Source organism: Mycobacterium sp. NPDC003323 (genome assembly GCF_053589535.1).
In genome coordinates this window covers 299,076-314,697 of the sequence record NZ_JBSFSB010000003.1, presented here as the reverse complement: position 1 = coordinate 314,697, position 15,622 = coordinate 299,076, and the positions used below count along the sequence as shown (strand labels likewise).

The 15,622-nt window shown below is 68.7% G+C and carries 14 protein-coding genes; 6 read left to right on the top strand and 8 right to left on the bottom strand.

All coding sequences use genetic code 11. The features are described from left to right. Positions 1–28: 28 nt before the first annotated feature. Both ACWDUN_RS11140 and ACWDUN_RS11135 read right to left on the bottom strand, forming a co-directional pair. Complete coding sequence (locus ACWDUN_RS11140) at positions 29–544, bottom strand: 2-oxo-4-hydroxy-4-carboxy-5-ureidoimidazoline decarboxylase (RefSeq protein ID WP_449928821.1); 516 nt, start codon at positions 542–544, stop codon at positions 29–31. A 66-nt stretch (positions 545–610) separates the two neighbouring features. Next, positions 611–1,099, bottom strand: coding sequence for an inorganic diphosphatase (locus ACWDUN_RS11135; RefSeq protein ID WP_449928402.1), 489 nt, complete (start codon positions 1,097–1,099; stop codon positions 611–613). 67 nt (positions 1,100–1,166) lie between these two features. On the opposite strand from ACWDUN_RS11135, the gene dacB reads away from it, so the two are divergent. From dacB to ACWDUN_RS11110, 5 genes are all read left to right on the top strand, one after another. Beyond that, positions 1,167–2,546, top strand: coding sequence for a D-alanyl-D-alanine carboxypeptidase/D-alanyl-D-alanine endopeptidase (gene dacB / locus ACWDUN_RS11130; protein ID WP_449928400.1), 1,380 nt, complete (start codon positions 1,167–1,169; stop codon positions 2,544–2,546). After that, positions 2,543–3,598 (top strand): zinc-dependent metalloprotease, encoded by a 1,056-nt coding sequence (locus tag ACWDUN_RS11125; protein WP_449928398.1) that lies wholly within the window; start codon positions 2,543–2,545, stop codon positions 3,596–3,598. The genes dacB and ACWDUN_RS11125 overlap by 4 nt, the downstream gene beginning before the upstream one ends. Further along, positions 3,577–4,527 carry a tRNA lysidine(34) synthetase TilS gene (tilS, locus tag ACWDUN_RS11120; protein ID WP_449928396.1) on the top strand — a complete coding sequence of 317 codons (951 nt, stop codon included), beginning with the start codon at positions 3,577–3,579 and terminating at the stop codon, positions 4,525–4,527. The genes ACWDUN_RS11125 and tilS overlap by 22 nt, the downstream gene beginning before the upstream one ends. A 13-nt stretch (positions 4,528–4,540) precedes the next feature. Then, complete coding sequence (gene hpt / locus ACWDUN_RS11115) at positions 4,541–5,116, top strand: hypoxanthine phosphoribosyltransferase (RefSeq protein ID WP_449928394.1); 576 nt, start codon at positions 4,541–4,543, stop codon at positions 5,114–5,116. Between the two features lie 345 nt (positions 5,117–5,461). Then, the gene (locus tag ACWDUN_RS11110) at positions 5,462–6,790 is read left to right on the top strand and encodes a DUF222 domain-containing protein (protein WP_449928393.1); all 1,329 of its coding nucleotides are present in this window, start codon (positions 5,462–5,464) and stop codon (positions 6,788–6,790) included. Positions 6,791–6,849: 59 nt separating this feature from the next. Here ACWDUN_RS11110 and ACWDUN_RS11105 read toward each other — a convergent pair whose 3' ends face one another. The 6 genes from ACWDUN_RS11105 to ACWDUN_RS11080 form a co-directional block, all read right to left on the bottom strand. Continuing rightward, positions 6,850–7,590, bottom strand: coding sequence for an SIMPL domain-containing protein (locus ACWDUN_RS11105; RefSeq protein ID WP_449928391.1), 741 nt, complete (start codon positions 7,588–7,590; stop codon positions 6,850–6,852). A gap of 148 nt (positions 7,591–7,738) precedes the next feature. Then, positions 7,739–8,887: a TDT family transporter gene (locus ACWDUN_RS11100; protein WP_449928389.1), complete on the bottom strand. Its 1,149-nt coding sequence runs from the start codon at positions 8,885–8,887 to the stop codon at positions 7,739–7,741. 68 nt (positions 8,888–8,955) lie between these two features. Further along, the gene (locus ACWDUN_RS11095) at positions 8,956–9,915 is read right to left on the bottom strand and encodes a LysR family transcriptional regulator (RefSeq protein ID WP_449928387.1); all 960 of its coding nucleotides are present in this window, start codon (positions 9,913–9,915) and stop codon (positions 8,956–8,958) included. Between the two features lie 25 nt (positions 9,916–9,940). Then, complete coding sequence (locus ACWDUN_RS11090) at positions 9,941–10,957, bottom strand: zinc-binding dehydrogenase (RefSeq protein ID WP_449928386.1); 1,017 nt, start codon at positions 10,955–10,957, stop codon at positions 9,941–9,943. Next, positions 10,957–12,138, bottom strand: a complete 1,182-nt coding sequence (locus tag ACWDUN_RS11085) for an LLM class flavin-dependent oxidoreductase (protein WP_449928819.1) — start codon at positions 12,136–12,138, stop codon at positions 10,957–10,959. Before ACWDUN_RS11085 ends, ACWDUN_RS11090 begins: the two co-directional genes overlap by 1 nt. Before the next feature lie 26 nt (positions 12,139–12,164). Beyond that, positions 12,165–13,136: an alpha/beta fold hydrolase gene (locus ACWDUN_RS11080; RefSeq protein ID WP_449928385.1), complete on the bottom strand. Its 972-nt coding sequence runs from the start codon at positions 13,134–13,136 to the stop codon at positions 12,165–12,167. 108 nt (positions 13,137–13,244) lie between these two features. Here ACWDUN_RS11080 and ftsH point away from each other — a divergent pair, with 108 nt between their 5' ends. Then, entirely contained in the window at positions 13,245–15,611 is a 2,367-nt protein-coding gene (gene ftsH / locus ACWDUN_RS11075) for an ATP-dependent zinc metalloprotease FtsH (RefSeq protein WP_449928383.1), read from the top strand. Positions 15,612–15,622: the final 11 nt, after the last annotated feature.

Genomic DNA, 15,622 nt, shown 5'->3' with positions numbered 1-15,622 from the left:
CATCATGAACGATGATCGGCACCCGCAACTACCAGTTGTGGAAGCCGCCCTCGGGGCCCAGCATGCGCTCCACCCTGCTGCGTCCGATCTTGGCCAGTTCGTTGCGCAGGATCTTGCGCTCCATCTCGACATCGTGGTGCATGCGATTGGTCACCGCCGCCAACACCTCGTTGGCGCAGTGACCGTCGACGTACATCACGAACGCGAACCCGTAGCGCTGCGCGTAGCGGTGCGATGCCGACCGCAGCTCGTTCATCAGTTCCGGGTCGTCATCCCACACCGAACAGTGCTCGGCCTGCGATCTGGTGCTGCGGGGCCGTCGGCCGATATCCGGGCAGGCATCCAGGATCTGGTCGATCGCGTCCTCGGGCAGCGCGAACAGCAGCGTGTCGAGCCGGCGGTACAGCGCGTCGTGGTCGGGGTAGGCCCGGCCCCGGCACAGGTCGGCAGCCAGCGCGTAACTGTTACAGCACTCGTACAGTGCGTGCACGGCCTTGCGTGCGGGCAACGCGTTGAACGCGTCCAGGCCGATTCCCTGATGCATCAACACGCATCAATCATCAAAGGCGCAGGACACGCCCGGGTTACTCCGTGTTACAGCGGTGCTAAATCAGTGGCCGGAGCTCTTGAAGCGTTCGATGGAGCGCTGCAGCTCGGCCTCGGCTTCTTCGCGACCCACCCAGTCGGCGGTCTTGACGAACTTGCCCGGCTCCAGATCCTTGTAGTGCACGAAGAAGTGCTTGATGGCGTCCAGCTCGAACTGGGAGACGTCACCGACATCCTGAATGTGCTCCCAGCGCGGATCGTCGGCCAGGACGCACAGCAGCTTGTCGTCGCCACCGGCCTCATCGGTCATCTTGAACATCGCGACCGGGCGGGCCTCGACGGTGCAGCCGGGGAACACCGACTCCGGCAGCAGCACCAGCGCGTCCAGCGGATCGCCGTCCTCACCAAGGGTGTTCTCGAAAAATCCGTAGTCGGCGGGGTAGCCGAAGGAGGTGTACAGATAGCGATCCAGCTTGACCCGGCCGGTCTCATGGTCCACTTCGTACTTGTTGCGGGACCCCTTGGGGATCTCGATGACGACGTCGAACGACACCGGCGTTGCTCCTTCGGCTGGCTTGCTCTGGCGGGGTCCACCTTAAAGGAGCGATACGCTGCACGTTATGCGGCCCGGTCGATGGCGCCGATCCACCCACCTGGTGATCGGTCTGGCGGTTCTGGTACTCGTCGCCGCCGTGGTCGGGGTGGCCGCGGTGGTCACCTCGTCGCGCACGGCCGCCAACAGTGCCCTACCGCCGCAGCCCGCCGCGGTCACGTCCGAGCCGGGGGTGCACCCGCTGGGCGAGGCCACCACCGAACCCACCGCCAAGGGGCTGTCGGCGATGCTGGCCACCGCGCTGGCCGACCCCAACCTCGGCATGCTGACCGGCCGGGTCACCGACGCGGTCACCGGCGAGGAACTGTGGGCGCAGGGGGAGAACATCCCGATGCAGCCCGCGTCCACGAACAAGTTGCTCACCACCGCGGCCGCCCTGCTGACCCTGGACCGCGACGCCCGTCTGACGACGACGGTGCACGAGGGCCGGCGGCCCGGCGTGGTGGTGCTGCGCGGCGGTGGAGACCCGACGCTGTCGGCGTTCTCCGGTGACAAGCGCACCTGGTATAAGGGGGCGGCCCGGATCAGCGATCTGGCCGAACAGGTCAAGAGCAGCGGGGTGCGCGTCACCGGCGTGCAGGTCGACCTGAGCGCCTACAGCGGGCCCACCATGGCGATCGGCTGGGATCCGCTGGACATCGACGGCGGCGATATCGCGCCGATCGAATCGGTGATGCTCGACGGTGGCCGCACCCAGCCGGTGTCCTACGACTCGCGGCGCTCGCGCACCCCGGGCCTGGACGCCGGCCGCGCACTGGCCGTGGCGCTGGGAGTCGATCCCGCCGGCGTCACGGTGGCAGACGAATCCAGCGCCGACGCCACCGAGCTGGCATCGGTGCAGTCGCCGCCGCTGATCGAACGGCTGCGGCAGATGATGTACGAGTCGGACAACGTGATGGCCGAATCCATCGGACGCGAGGTCGCCGCCGCGCTGAACCGGCCGCAGAGTTTCGACGGTGCCGCCGCGGCCGTGCTGGGGCAGTTGCGTGGCGTCGACATCGACACCACCGGTGCCAAACTGCTTGATTCCAGTGGGCTTTCGGTCGACAACCGGCTGACCGCGCTTACCCTGGACGAGGTGATAGCTGTAGCCGTCGGAGACGACCAGCCCAAACTGCGCCCGCTGGTCGACGTGCTGCCCATCGCCGGCGGCAGCGGCACGCTGTCGAACCGGTACCTGGACACCGAGGAGGGTCGGGCCTCGGCGGGGTGGTTACGCGCCAAGACCGGTTCTCTGACGGGCACCAACACCCTGGCCGGCATTGTCACCGACTCCAGCGGCCGGGTACTCACCTTCGCGCTGCTGTCCAACAACGCCGGACCCACCGGTCGGACCTCGCTGGACGCGCTGGCCGCCAAGCTGCGGTCCTGCGGGTGCGGCGGATGAGCCCGAAGACTGGTCTGAGCGTCGGCTCCGCGGTGGACTGGGCGGCGGCCGCCACCGTCGGGGTGAAACTGTCGAGGCCGGGTCCGGCCACCACCGCCTACACCCGCGACCAGGCCATCGCGCAGCTGGCCGAATCGGCCCGCACCGCCGAGCTGCCGGTCCGCGAGGTGACCCGCCTCAACGAGGGCGCCGCGATACCGGAGTCGCGAGTGGTGGACCGCCCGCAGTGGGTGCGGGCCGCCACCGAATCCATGCGCGTGATGACCGGTGGATCGGCCGACGGTGCACACGGCACGGCGGCGAAGTTGGGCGCCAAGGTGACCGGCGCGCAGACCGGAGCGGTGCTGGCCTTCATCTCCGGCGGCATCCTCGGGCAGTACGACCCGTTCTCCGGTGACGGTGAGCTGTTGCTGGTCTATCCCAATGTCATTGCGGTGGAACGCCAGCTGCGGGTCGACCCGGCGGACTTCCGGTTGTGGGTGTGCCTGCACGAGGTCACCCACCGGGTCCAGTTCCGCGCCAACCCGTGGCTGGCCGAGCACATGTCATCGTCGTTGGAGACGCTGACCGGTGACGCCGGTGATCAGGTCGGCGATATGGTCGGCCGGCTGTCCGAGTACGTCCGCAACCAGCGCAACGGCACTGCCGAGGAACCCAATTCGGCCGGTGTGCTGGGGCTGCTGCGGGCGGTGCAGGCCGAACCGCAGCGCCAGGCGCTGGATCGGCTGCTGGTGCTGGGCACCCTGTTGGAGGGCCATGCCGAGCACGTCATGGATGCCGTCGGTCCGGCGGTGGTGCCGTCGGTGGCCACCATCCGGCGTCGATTCGACGAACGCCGGCAGCGCAAACAGCCACCGCTGCAACGGATCATCCGCACCCTGCTGGGTTTCGACGCCAAACTGAGCCAGTACACCCGCGGCAAGGCGTTCGTCGACGATGTGGTGTCCCGGGTCGGCATGGAGCGCTTCAACGTCATCTGGACCGATGCCGGGACGCTCCCGATGCCCGAGGAGATCGAGGAACCACAGCGATGGATCGATCGGGTCCTGTAGCGCAACTGCGTTCGGCGGTCCGGTCATTCGGTGATGTCCAGCTGCCCGCTGCTCAGCCGTGGGCGGTGGCGCTGTCCGGGGGTGCGGACTCGTTGGCGCTCACGGCGGTGGCCGCGTCGCTGCGGCCGACCACGGCGCTGATCGTCGACCATGGGCTGCAGGCCGGGTCGGCAGATGTTGCCGAGACCGCGCGTGTCCAGGCAATGGCATTGGGTTGTGTTGCCGCGCAAGTGCTTCGGGTCCAGGTCGGATCCACGGGTGGGCCGGAGGCCGCGGCCCGCCGGGCCCGGTACACGGCGTTGGAGGCGGCGCGCGCCGGGGCGCCGGTGCTGCTGGCGCACACCCTGGACGATCAGGCCGAGACGGTGCTGCTGGGTCTGGGCCGCGGGTCGGGGGCGCGTTCCATCGCCGGGATGCGCGGCTACGACGACCCCTGGTGCCGGCCGCTGCTGGGTGAGCGGCGCGCCACCACGGTGGCCGCCTGCGCCGCGCTCGGTCTGAGGCCATGGCAGGACCCGCACAATGCCGACCCGCGCTTCACCCGGGTGCGGTTGCGCACCGAGGTGCTGCCGCTGCTGGAGGAGGTGCTCGGCGGCGGGGTGGCCGCGGCGCTGGCCCGCACAGCGGCCGCGCTGCGGGAGGACACCGACGCCCTCGACGCGGCGGCGGCCGAGTTGGTGGCCGATCCGATGGCGACCGCCGCCCTGGCGGCGCTGCCGACCGCGATCCGGCGTCGCGTCATCCGCGGCTGGTTGCTTGCCGGTGGCGCATGCGACCTCAACGACACCCAGATCCGCGCCGTCGACGCCCTGATCACCGACTGGCGAGGTCAGGGCGGTGTGGCGGTGCCCAGCCCGTTGACGGCCGAGCGGCTGTTCGCGGGCCGTCGGGACGGGGTCCTGGTGCTCTACCGCGAGCCTGTCCGGTGAACCCCGCTACGCTGTGTTCGTGACCGCGGACCTGTATCCCGGCGACATCAAGTCGGTGTTGCTGTCCGAAGACGAGATCAAAGCCAAGACTGCCGAATTGGCGGCCCAGGTGGCCGCCGATTACCGCGCCGGCGGCGGTGATCAAGATCTGCTGCTGATCACCGTGCTCAAGGGCGCGGTCATGTTTGTCACCGACCTGGCCCGCGCCATCCCGGTCCCGACGCAGCTGGAGTTCATGGCCGTCAGCTCCTACGGCTCCTCGACGTCCTCCTCGGGCGTCGTGCGCATCCTCAAAGATCTCGACCGCGATATCGCCGATCGTGACGTGCTGATCGTCGAGGACATCATCGACTCCGGCCTGACGTTGTCGTGGCTGCTGCGCAACCTCGCCACCCGTAACCCGCGGTCGCTGCGGGTGTGCACGTTGTTGCGCAAGCCCGACGCCGTGCGCGCCGACGTCGACGTGACCTATATCGGCTTCGACATCCCCAACGAGTTCGTCGTCGGCTACGGCCTGGACTACGCCGAGCGTTATCGCGATCTGCCCTATATCGGGACGCTGGAGCCGCGGGTCTACGAGACTCCGTAGTGTGTTGAGCTCGTCGGTCCGGGCCGCATCAGCTATTCAGGGCGTTGGACGCATCAGGGTCATCTCGCGCGCACTTTCTCTACCGAGACAATGCAAAGTGTTACCGATGTCGTGATGCAGAAAGCCGCAGATTCTTGTGTCGGAAATCTGTTGCACGGTGCTCAGATTCGGCGTATGATCGAACACAAGTTCGAAGCGAAGTGGCTCCCACTCTCCAGGTGAGCCCGTGTCGGCGGCTACGGGTCGTCGAGGGGTTCGACAACCCTGACGAGGGTTCGGTTGAGCTGTGGTGCCCCTTATGGGGCGTGTGTGTGTTTGGCCTTGTCCGAAAGGTTGGGTCCCGTTATGGACGCCACCCATTTCAGTTCTTTCATCGATGCGTTGATCGACGATCTCGCACCGTCTGTTCCACCCGATGATGACGTCGGTGAGCGCACGTTGTTTCATCTGCTGGACTGTCCGCGGAAGGTGGTCGACGAGGCGCCGCTGTTGGCGGTACTGACGGCTGCGGTGACCATCCGCAACCTCAGTGATCACGTCATTGCTTCTGCGGTGGCGGCTGCGGAGCGTTTGGGGGTGCCGGCGCGCAAACGCCTGCGCAGCGGGGCGGATCTGCTCACCGCGTTGGGGATGTCCCCGGGTGCGGCGCAGCGCGCGGCCCGGGTCGGGCGGGTGGCGTCGTCGTTGCCGGCGTTGACGCGGTCGCAGCGTTTGGGTGGGTTGGGCATCGAGTTCGTCGACGCGGTCGGCAAGGGCGTGGCCCATATCGAGCGCCGCGTCGAGCTGTCCGAGGCAGACCGCGCGGCGGTGGTGACCACGCTGATGATCCAGACCACCCCGGCCCAGGTGGACTCGAAGGCCCGCGCGATCGCCATCGACCGCGCAGCGAGCCTGCCGCCGGAGCAGCGTGCGGTGCCGGTGGCCGAGGACACCGACCTCAACGAGATGACCCTGGCCCAGAACAGTGAGGGCCGGTTCGAGGCCACGTTGGATCTGGATGTGGGCACCGGGGAAGAACTGTGCGCGGCGTTGGATCCGTTGTGCCGGCCCGTCCCGCTGCCGGACGGATCCCCGGACCCCCGGCCCATCGGTAGGCGTCGCGGTGATGCGGTCGGGCAGATCTTGCGCACCTACTTGTCGCAGTCGACACGACCGACCTCCGGTGGTGTGCTGCCGCATGTCACCCTGATCCGGCCCGCCGGGAAGGTGTCTGGTGACACGGGCGTGGACACCCTCGGGTTCGGTGGGCCCGTCAGTGCCGCGACCGCGGATCTGATCGCGTGTGACTCCACACTGACCTCGGTGATCGTGGATCACACCGGGGTACCGCTCGATCTTGGGCGCAGCGAGCGCCTGTTCTCCCCTGCGATCCGTAAAGCGTTGGGGATACGGGACAAGGGCTGTGCGCATCCGGGGTGTGGTCGGCCGGTGTCGTGGTGCGACGCCCACCACATTAAGCCGTGGGGCGCCGGGGGCGAGACGAGTTTGGACAACGGGGTGCTGCTGCTGTGCCGCTACCACCACACCCAGATCCACCACGGTGGCTGGCAGGTCTACCTCGGCCCCGACCGGCACCCCTGGTTCATCCCACCCCACGAACCGACCGGACCCGAGCCAGCGCACCTGCGCTCGCACGCCCGCCGCACCATGACCGACCTACCGGCCGCCGCATAACCCAAAGCCTCAGTGCACCTTGAAAACTACACAGTGAACCGGCGGTGCCGCTCGGGATGCTAGGTCAGCTCCCACACGGCGGTGACGGTGAAGCCGACAGTCTGCTCACCGGGTGACAGCGGCACCGCCTCGGCCATCGCACTGCGCGGCATCGGCACCGGCGGCGGTGGCGTCGGGCCGGTGGCCTCCGAGATCGACACCACCTCGCCCAGGTCCAGGCCGGACAGTTCGGCGTACTGCTGGGCGCGGTCCCGGGCGTCTTCGAAGGCGCGGGCCCTGGCGTCGCGCACCAGTTGTGAGTCGTCGGCGATGGAGTAGCTCACCGAGTTGATCCGGGTGGCATCGCCGCCGGTGTTCACGATCAGCGCCAGGATGTCCGAGGCCCGGTCCGCGTCACGGATCTTCACATCGACGCCGTTGCTGGCCCGGTAGAAGTCGATGCGGGTGCCATCCGAGTTGTACTGCGGCTGCAGTGATACCTCGGTGGTGCTGATGTCCTTGGCCTCGATACCGGCTGCGGTCAGCGCATCGGTCACCGCGCGCTGACGGTCACTGGTCTGGTTCAGCGCCGTCGTCACATCGGGGGCGATGGCCTCCATCGCCGCCGACACCGTCAACGTGTCCGGGGTGCCCTGCACCTCGCCGGAACCGACGACGGTGACCTGACGGCCGGGGGCGGTCGCGGAATCACCGGCCGGGGCGGGGCCGGACGTCGAATCGCAGGCGGTCAGCCCGACCGCGAGGGCGGCACCGGCCACCGCAAGACTGACACGGACCGGCAATCGTTGCGCGTGGGTCATGATCGCACCCTAGCGTCTCCGGACGCCCGTCCACGGTAACCCGCGGTCGATCGGCCCGTGTTCGGCCGCACTGGCTCGGATGGATGATCGGTCGTCCGGCGAGAACCCGAGCGTCCCCATTCCCCCTGCCCTACATGATCTTTCGCTGTCACGAAGATTCTGGGACCAACAAAGGTCGGGCGGTGGCACTGCGAACGGCGGCCGGCATGCCAACCCGTATCGGTGCCGGCCTGAGCAGCTCGCCCCATAGGCTTCCGTGGGCGGTCCGCACCGCCACCAGGCACCACGTGCCCAGCAGGGCGATATAGGCAAGCACAGCCGCGATCCGCAGCGCGGGCAGGCCCGTGTGCAGGGCAAGTTGGGTGGTGCCGGTGACGAAGGTGCCCACCGGGAAGGTCAGGCTCCACCAGGTGAGCGCGAACGGCATGCCCCGGCGCAGGGTGCGCACCGTCAGTGCGGTGGCCAGGACGATCCACAACATCGCGAAGCCCCAGACCGGTACCCCGAACAGCACCGCCAGCACGCGCATCCCCGCGGCGATCTGCGGATCGACCGCCTGCGCGGCGCTGCTACCCAAAAGACCGGCTGCGGTGATGGCTTGACCCAGGGGGCCCAGCACGATCCACAGCGTGGCTACCCGCGCGGTACCGGATGTCCCGTAGTGGACCAGTCGGCTCCAGATCATGGTCGTGATGATCAACGCGGCGATCATCGACAACCCGAACATCGCCACACAGGCGTAGAACATGGTCGCGCGGCCGGTACCCGGAGCCATGTGCGGTATGAGCAGCGCGCCCGTGGCGGCGGACACCATCGGCGGGACGACGGGCATCAACCATCCGCCGAACGCGGCGTCCGGCCCGACATCGTGCTGGGTGAACATCAGGAACGGGATGGTGGTGGCGGTGAACAAGCCGCCGGCGGTGCCGAGGATCCACAGCGCCCAGTCCAGGCGCAGGGCGGCCTGCGCGCCGATCAGGTCGCCACCGAGCAACAACGCGCCGGCGCCCACTGTGAGCAGCGCCATCGGCGCGGCACCGTAGAAATGCGCCATCTGGGCGTTGCGTGCATGGCTGCGCGCGACGGTGGGGTGGCGCAGCCAATGGGTGCCGACCACCAGGACCAGCACCGCCAGCAACATCGCCGCGAGCACCCAGACCACCTGCGCGAAACCGCGCAGCCCCGGCCACTGGACCGGTAGGCCGGCCGCGGCGGTGGCAACGATCCCGGTACCCATCACCGAGGCGAACCAGTTGGGGCCGACATCGTTCAGCAGGCGGGTGGCGTGTTGTTGCATATTGCCAAACTAGAACCGCCACGAACTGGGCAACACCCGTCGGGACACAAGCAATGCTTGTGAGGTGATCAGCTGTGGCGATCGGCGCGGGCGCGGGCCCTGGTGACGACTGCGATATGGCTCAACAGGTCACGCACCGCGCCGGCGGGCGGGGTTCGAGCGCCCAGCCACACGGCGCGCAATGCGCGGCGCAGATCCATCCCGTCCACCTCGACGGCCCGCAGCCGGCCCAATTCCAGATCATCGGCCACGGCCAACCGGCTCAGTACGGCAGGGCCGGCATCGGCGAGCACGGCGGCGCGCACCGCGGCGGCCGTCGACAACTCCAGCGCGGCAGGCACCTGCGGTGCGTCCGTGCTCTTCGACAGGGCCGAGATCAGGAAACTCCTGGTGCCCGAACCCTTCTCGCGGGTCACCAGGGGTGTTGTGGCCAGCTCCTCGGGACGAACCGGCGCGGACCGACGTGCCCACCTGTGCATCGGCGGCACGACGACCACCAGCTCATCGTGAGCGACGACGCTGCTGCGCAGGCCGCGCGGGACGCCGGGACTCTCGATGAAACCCAGATCCGCCTCGTCGGCGCGCAGGGCGGCGATCACGTGCTCGCTGTTGGCCGCGCTGAGGATGACATCCGGTGGCGGGGCGCCCTGGCGGGTGACGGCGTCGCGCCAACTGACCAGCCAGCGTGGCAACAGTTGCTCGGCGATCGTCAGGCTTGCCGTCAGTCGTAGCCGGGTCTTGCTGTCATCGCGCAGGGTGGCCAGGCCCGCGTCGACTTCGTGGGCGACGCCGAGCAACCGGTCGGCCCACTGTGCGGCGACCACACCGGAGGAGGTCAGCCGGGAACCGGTTTTGGTGCGGATGACCAGGCGCACCCCGGTCTGGCGCTCCAGCGCGGCGATGCGGCCCGAGACCGCCTGCTGGGTGAGTCCGCACTCGCGTCCGGCGGCGCTCAGGCTGCCGGTCCGGGCGATCGCGAGGAGCACCTCCAACGACGTGAGGTCGGGCATCCTCGCGCTCAGTCGCACGCAGACGACTATAGGGTCGCCGGCGCTACGGCGTCACCAGGATCTTGCAGTGCCGGTCCGGGTCGGCCAGTTCGCCGAAGGCGCCGGCGACACCGTCCAGGCCGACCTCGCCGGTGATCATCGGTGCGACGTCGATATCGCCTTCGGCGATGGCGCGCAGCGATTCCGCGAACTCGGCTGGGTCGTAACCGAACACGAAGTGCAGGCTGAGTTGCTTGGCGCTGGCGAAGAACGGGTGCACGGTATCGGGTTGCATGCACACCCCGGCCACCACCACGCGCGCCCCCGCGGGTGCCCGGCGCATCACGTCGTCGAGGATGCCGGGTGCCCCGACTGCCTCGAACACCACCGTCGGGGTGCTCTGATGAAACGGCGAGCCCCGAGCCGGGTCGACCGTCACGTGCGCGCCGACCTGGCCGGCCAGCGCGCGGCGGGTGGACGAGAAGTCGGCCGCCACAATCGTTTCCACACCGCGGTAGCGCAGCGCGGCGATGATCGCGATGCCGATCGGGCCGCAGCCGATGACCAGGGCGGTCTCGCCGCGCTCGATCGCGGAGACGTTGACCGCGTGCAGGCCGACGGCCATCGGTTCGGTCAGCGCGGCGTGGCGCGGATCCAGGCCGTTGGGCACCGGCAACAGCAGCGGCGCCGACAACAGCATCCGTTCGGCGTATCCGCCCACGGTCGTGTTGCTGTAGACGATCATCTCCAACCCGGTGGCCGACACCAGCACGGGCACCGAGGTCACGATCGTGCCGGCGGTCGGAGCGTCGGTGCCCGGGCCGGCCTCCAGGATCTCGGCGCTGAACTCGTGACCCATGTAGATGTCGGCGCCCAGGTCGATACCCGACATGGTGTCGGGCATGCCCTCCATCTCGGCGCCGGCGGCCAGCATCTCGTCACCGTGGGCGGCGAAATGCAGGTCGGATCCACAGATTCCGCAGGCCTTGACCGCCACCAGCACCTGTCCGGGCCCGGGCACCGGCTCGGGAAGGTCATCGCGCACGACCATGGCGCCGTCGCGCAGCACGGCGGCGCGCATCAGCTCTTTCCCTCGGCCGTGTGCTCGGTGATGGCATTCACGATGGCCTGCCCGGCGCGGCCGAGCAGCTGATCGCGCATCCCCTTGGCCCATTCGTGCGAGGCGTGCGGGGCGGTGAGCTGTCCCTTGAAGTGTGGGATCACCTCGCGGGCGAACAGTTCGTAGGAGTGATACGTCGCCGCCGGGGAAGCCCAGTCGTGGCCCAGCATCAGGAACGTGCCGAACCCGCCCGAGCGGTCCAGCAGATCCTGGATGTAGGCGATGGCGTCGGCGGTCGTACCGATGCAGCAATTGCCCTTGGCGGCATAGTCTTCGACGAACTGGCGGGCATCGCTACCGTCACCGTCGGCCGTGTTGGACAGCGGGACGAACCCGGCGGCACCGAAGTAGTTCGCGAAATCCTGTAACCCGTAGGTGCAGTCCTCGATGGCCTGCTCCCTGGTGTCGGCGACGTGCACGATGCCCAACACCCGCCAGTCATTGCGGTCCGGTGTCGGGCGGCCCGCCTTGGCGGCCTGATCCTCGACGATGCCCCACGTCGTCTCCACCGCGGCCGCCCCGCCGGGTACCGACATCGACAGCGACAGCAGCGAGGTGCCCAGCTGACCGGCCAGGCGCGGACCCGACGGGGAAACCATTGCCGCGCTGGAGATCTCCGGATGCGGCCAGGTGTAGGGCCGGATGTGCAGCGCGGCGTCACGCAGGGTGAACCAGTCGGTCTGACGGTCGATGCGCTCATCGGGCGCCGCGCGGAACAACGCCAGGATCGCCTCGAGTGACTCCTGCATCATGCGGCGCTGGTCGACCGGGTCGATGCCCATCATGTACGCATCCGAGGGCAGCGCACCGGGACCGGTGCCGAACATGACGCGCCCGCGGGTCAGGTGATCGAGCAGCACCCACCGGTCGGCGACCATCAGCGGATGGTGATAGGGCAGCGACACCACCCCGGTGCCCAGCCTGATGTGCCGGGTCCGCTCGGCCGCGGCGGCGATGAACACCTCGGGGCAGGCGATGAGTTCGTAACCGCCGGAATGATGCTCACCGAACCACGCCTCGTCGTAGCCGAGCCGGTCCAACGCCCCGACGCGGTCTATGTCGTACTGCAGGGCCAGGGTGGGGGACTGGCCGGTCGGGTGGAACGGCGTGATGAACACACCGAAGTCCAACGGGCGGCTCACCTGTTGATCCGCTCCGCGAACGTCGCTCATTGCAGACCTCCGAGGAACTTCAGCAGCACCTCGTTGACCTCCTGCGGCCGTTCCTGCTGCAACCAGTGCCCGGCCCCGTCGAGCAGCACCTCGTAGTAGTGGCCGGTGGCGACATCGCGGACATGGTCACGCGGGGTGAAGCTCAGCACCGGGTCGGCGCTGCCGGCCAGAAACAGCACGGGCGCAGTGATGGTGGTGGTCTTGATGTGTCCGGCCGCCGGATCGGTCAGCTCCCAGTTGCGGTCGAAATTGCGGTACCAGTTCAGCGGACCGGTGAACCCGGACTGCTCGAAGGCGCGGACGTACTCCTCGAACTCGTCGGCACTGATCCAGTCCGGCAGCGCCGGTAGCGGTTGGGCCGTCATCTCGTCGACCGGCCCGGTGAACCCCTCCAGCGCCACCATCCGCTGCAGGGACGCCCGTCGGTCCGCGTCGAGCGCCTTGTCGGCGACGCCGGGCTCCTGGAAATACAGGATGTAGAAGAAGTTGTCGCCGAAGATGTGCCGCCAGATCTGGGTCGGTGGAGCGGACGCTCGCGGGATCGGGGGCACGCTCAACGCGGCCACCGCCGTCACCCGGTCGGGATAGAAGAGCGGGAAGTTGGTCACCACCGGAGAGCCCCAGTCGTGGCCGATCAGCACCGCGTTGTCGGCACCCACATCGTCGAGCAGCCCGGCGATGTCGGCGGTCAGTTCGATGATGTTGTAGCCCTCGATGGCATCCGGGCGCGATGAACCGCCGTATCCGCGCTGGTCGGGGGCCAGAACGTGGTAGCCGGCCGCGGCCAGGGCGGGGATCTGGTGCCGCCACGAGTGCGCCAGTTCGGGGAAGCCGTGTGCCAGCACCACGACCGGGTCGCCGCGCTCACCCGCTTCCGTCACTCGCAACGTCACGCCATTGGTTTCGACTAACCGTTCGGTCGGTGTGAGCACGGTCTCACCCAAGCACAACGCGTCCGCCCTGACCATGGTTGGGCGGGGAACTGCCGATCGTTGGTCAAGCGGTAGCCTTGAGTTTCCCAACTGCGTATATCGGAAGGACCGGGCCGGCCTCGCACCCGCGAGCCGGAGACATCGATGAACCGTAAAAACGTCATCCGCACGCTCACCGCGATTGCCGTGGTGCTGCTGCTGGGTTGGTCTTTCTTCTACTTCAGTGACGACACCCGCGGGTACAAGCCCGTGGACACCTCGGTCGCGCTGGCCCAGATCAACAGCGACAATGTCGAGAGCGCCCAGATCGACGACCGTGAGCAGCAGCTCCGGTTGGACCTGAAGTCCGGCAACGGCGACACCGAGAACAGCGACAAGATCCTCACCAAGTACCCGACCGGGGTCGGCGTGCAGCTGTTCGACGCGCTGACCGCCAAGAACGCCAAGGTCAACACCGTCGTCAACCAGGGCAGCGTGCTGGGCACCCTGCTCATCTACATGCTGCCGCTGCTGCTGCTGGTCGCGCTGTTCGTGATGTTCTCGCGCATGCAGTCCGGTGGCCGGATGGGCTTCGGCTTCGGCAAGTCCAAGGCCAAGCAGCTGTCCAAGGACATGCCCAAGACGACGTTCGCCGACGTCGCGGGCGCCGACGAGGCCGTCGAAGAGCTCTACGAGATCAAGGACTTCCTGCAGAACCCCAGCCGCTACCAGGCCCTCGGCGCCAAGATCCCGCGCGGTGTGCTGCTGTTCGGCCCGCCCGGCACCGGTAAGACCCTGCTGGCGCGCGCCGTGGCCGGCGAGGCCGGGGTCCCGTTCTTCACCATCTCCGGTTCGGACTTCGTCGAGATGTTCGTCGGCGTCGGCGCCTCCCGCGTGCGCGACCTGTTCGAGCAGGCCAAGCAGAACAGTCCGTGCATCATCTTCGTCGACGAGATCGACGCCGTCGGCCGTCAGCGCGGCGCCGGCCTGGGTGGCGGGCACGACGAGCGCGAGCAGACGCTCAACCAGTTGCTGGTCGAGATGGACGGTTTCGGCGACCGCCAGGGCGTCATCCTGATCGCCGCCACCAACCGGCCCGACATCCTGGACCCCGCCCTACTGCGTCCCGGCCGCTTCGACCGCCAGATCCCGGTGTCCAACCCGGACCTGGCCGGCCGCCGCGCCGTGCTCAAGGTGCACTCCGCCGGTAAGCCGATCGCCCCCGATGCCGACCTGGACGGGCTGGCCAAGCGGACCGTCGGCATGTCCGGTGCCGACCTGGCCAACGTCATCAACGAGGCGGCGCTGCTGACCGCCCGCGAGAACGGCACCGTCATCACCGGCGCCGCGCTGGAGGAGGCCGTCGACCGCGTCGTCGGCGGACCGCGCCGCAAGAGCCGCATCATCAGCGAGCAGGAGAAGAAGATCACCGCCTACCACGAGGGTGGGCACACGCTGGCGGCCTGGGCGATGCCCGATATCGAGCCGATCTACAAGGTCACCATTCTGGCCCGCGGCCGCACCGGCGGACATGCCGTGGCGGTGCCGGAGGACGACAAGGGCCTGATGACCCGCTCGGAGATGATCGCGCGGTTGGTGTTCGCGATGGGTGGCCGCGCCGCCGAGGAGCTGGTCTTCCGGGAGCCCACCACCGGCGCGGTCTCCGATATCGAACAGGCCACCAAGATCGCCCGCGCGATGGTCACCGAATACGGCATGAGCGCCAAGCTCGGCGCGGTGCGCTACGGCACCGAGCACGGTGATCCGTTCCTCGGCCGGACGATGGGCACCCAGGCCGATTTCGGCCACGAGGTCGCCCGCGACATCGACGACGAGGTGCGCAAGCTCATCGAGGCCGCGCACACCGAGGCCTGGGAGATCCTCACCGAATACCGCGATGTGCTGGACACCCTGGCCGGCGAACTGCTGGAGAAGGAGACCCTGCACCGCGTCGAGCTGGAGGCCATCTTCGATCAGGTCAAGAAGCGCCCGCGGCTGACGATCTTCGACGACTTCGGCGGCCGGGTGCCCTCGGACAAGCCACCGATCAAGACCCCGGGCGAGATCGCCATCGAGCGCGGCGAACCCTGGCCGCCGCCGGTGAAGGAACCCGCCTACAAGGCCGCCATCCTGGAGGCCAGCCGCGCCGCCGAGGCGAGCCGCGGCAGCGACGCCGCCAACAACGGTGGCAACGGTGCGGGCTCCAACGGTGCGCCCAACGGCCACGCCCAGCCCGACTACGGCGCGCCCGCCGGCTGGCACGCGCCCGGCTGGCCGCCGCGCGACAATGCCGGCCAGTACGACAATGCCGGCCAGTATCCGGCCGGCCGGCAGCCCGCCGGTCCGCCGCCGGGGCACTACCCACCGCCGGGGCAGTACGGTCCCGGCCAGGGGCAGTACGGTCCGCCACCGGGTCAGTACGGCGGACCGCAGCAGGGTCAACCTGGCGGCCCTCCGCAGGGTCAGTACGGTCCGCCGCCGGGACAGTACGGCGGTCCGCCGCCGGATAATCCGCCACCATCACGAGGCTGACCAGAAACGGA

Coding starts and splice junctions, on each gene's coding strand:
- ACWDUN_RS11110 (WP_449928393.1), top strand. CDS start 5,462: ATGGACGCCACCCATTTCAGTTCTTTCATCGATGCGTTGATCGACGAT.
- ACWDUN_RS11100 (WP_449928389.1), bottom strand. CDS start 8,887: ATGCAACAACACGCCACCCGCCTGCTGAACGATGTCGGCCCCAACTGG.
- tilS (WP_449928396.1), top strand. CDS start 3,577: ATGGATCGATCGGGTCCTGTAGCGCAACTGCGTTCGGCGGTCCGGTCA.
- dacB (WP_449928400.1), top strand. CDS start 1,167: ATGCGGCCCGGTCGATGGCGCCGATCCACCCACCTGGTGATCGGTCTG.
- ACWDUN_RS11080 (WP_449928385.1), bottom strand. CDS start 13,136: ATGGTCAGGGCGGACGCGTTGTGCTTGGGTGAGACCGTGCTCACACCG.
- ACWDUN_RS11140 (WP_449928821.1), bottom strand. CDS start 544: ATGCATCAGGGAATCGGCCTGGACGCGTTCAACGCGTTGCCCGCACGC.
- ACWDUN_RS11090 (WP_449928386.1), bottom strand. CDS start 10,957: ATGCGCGCCGCCGTGCTGCGCGACGGCGCCATGGTCGTGCGCGATGAC.
- ACWDUN_RS11105 (WP_449928391.1), bottom strand. CDS start 7,590: ATGACCCACGCGCAACGATTGCCGGTCCGTGTCAGTCTTGCGGTGGCC.
- ftsH (WP_449928383.1), top strand. CDS start 13,245: ATGAACCGTAAAAACGTCATCCGCACGCTCACCGCGATTGCCGTGGTG.
- ACWDUN_RS11125 (WP_449928398.1), top strand. CDS start 2,543: ATGAGCCCGAAGACTGGTCTGAGCGTCGGCTCCGCGGTGGACTGGGCG.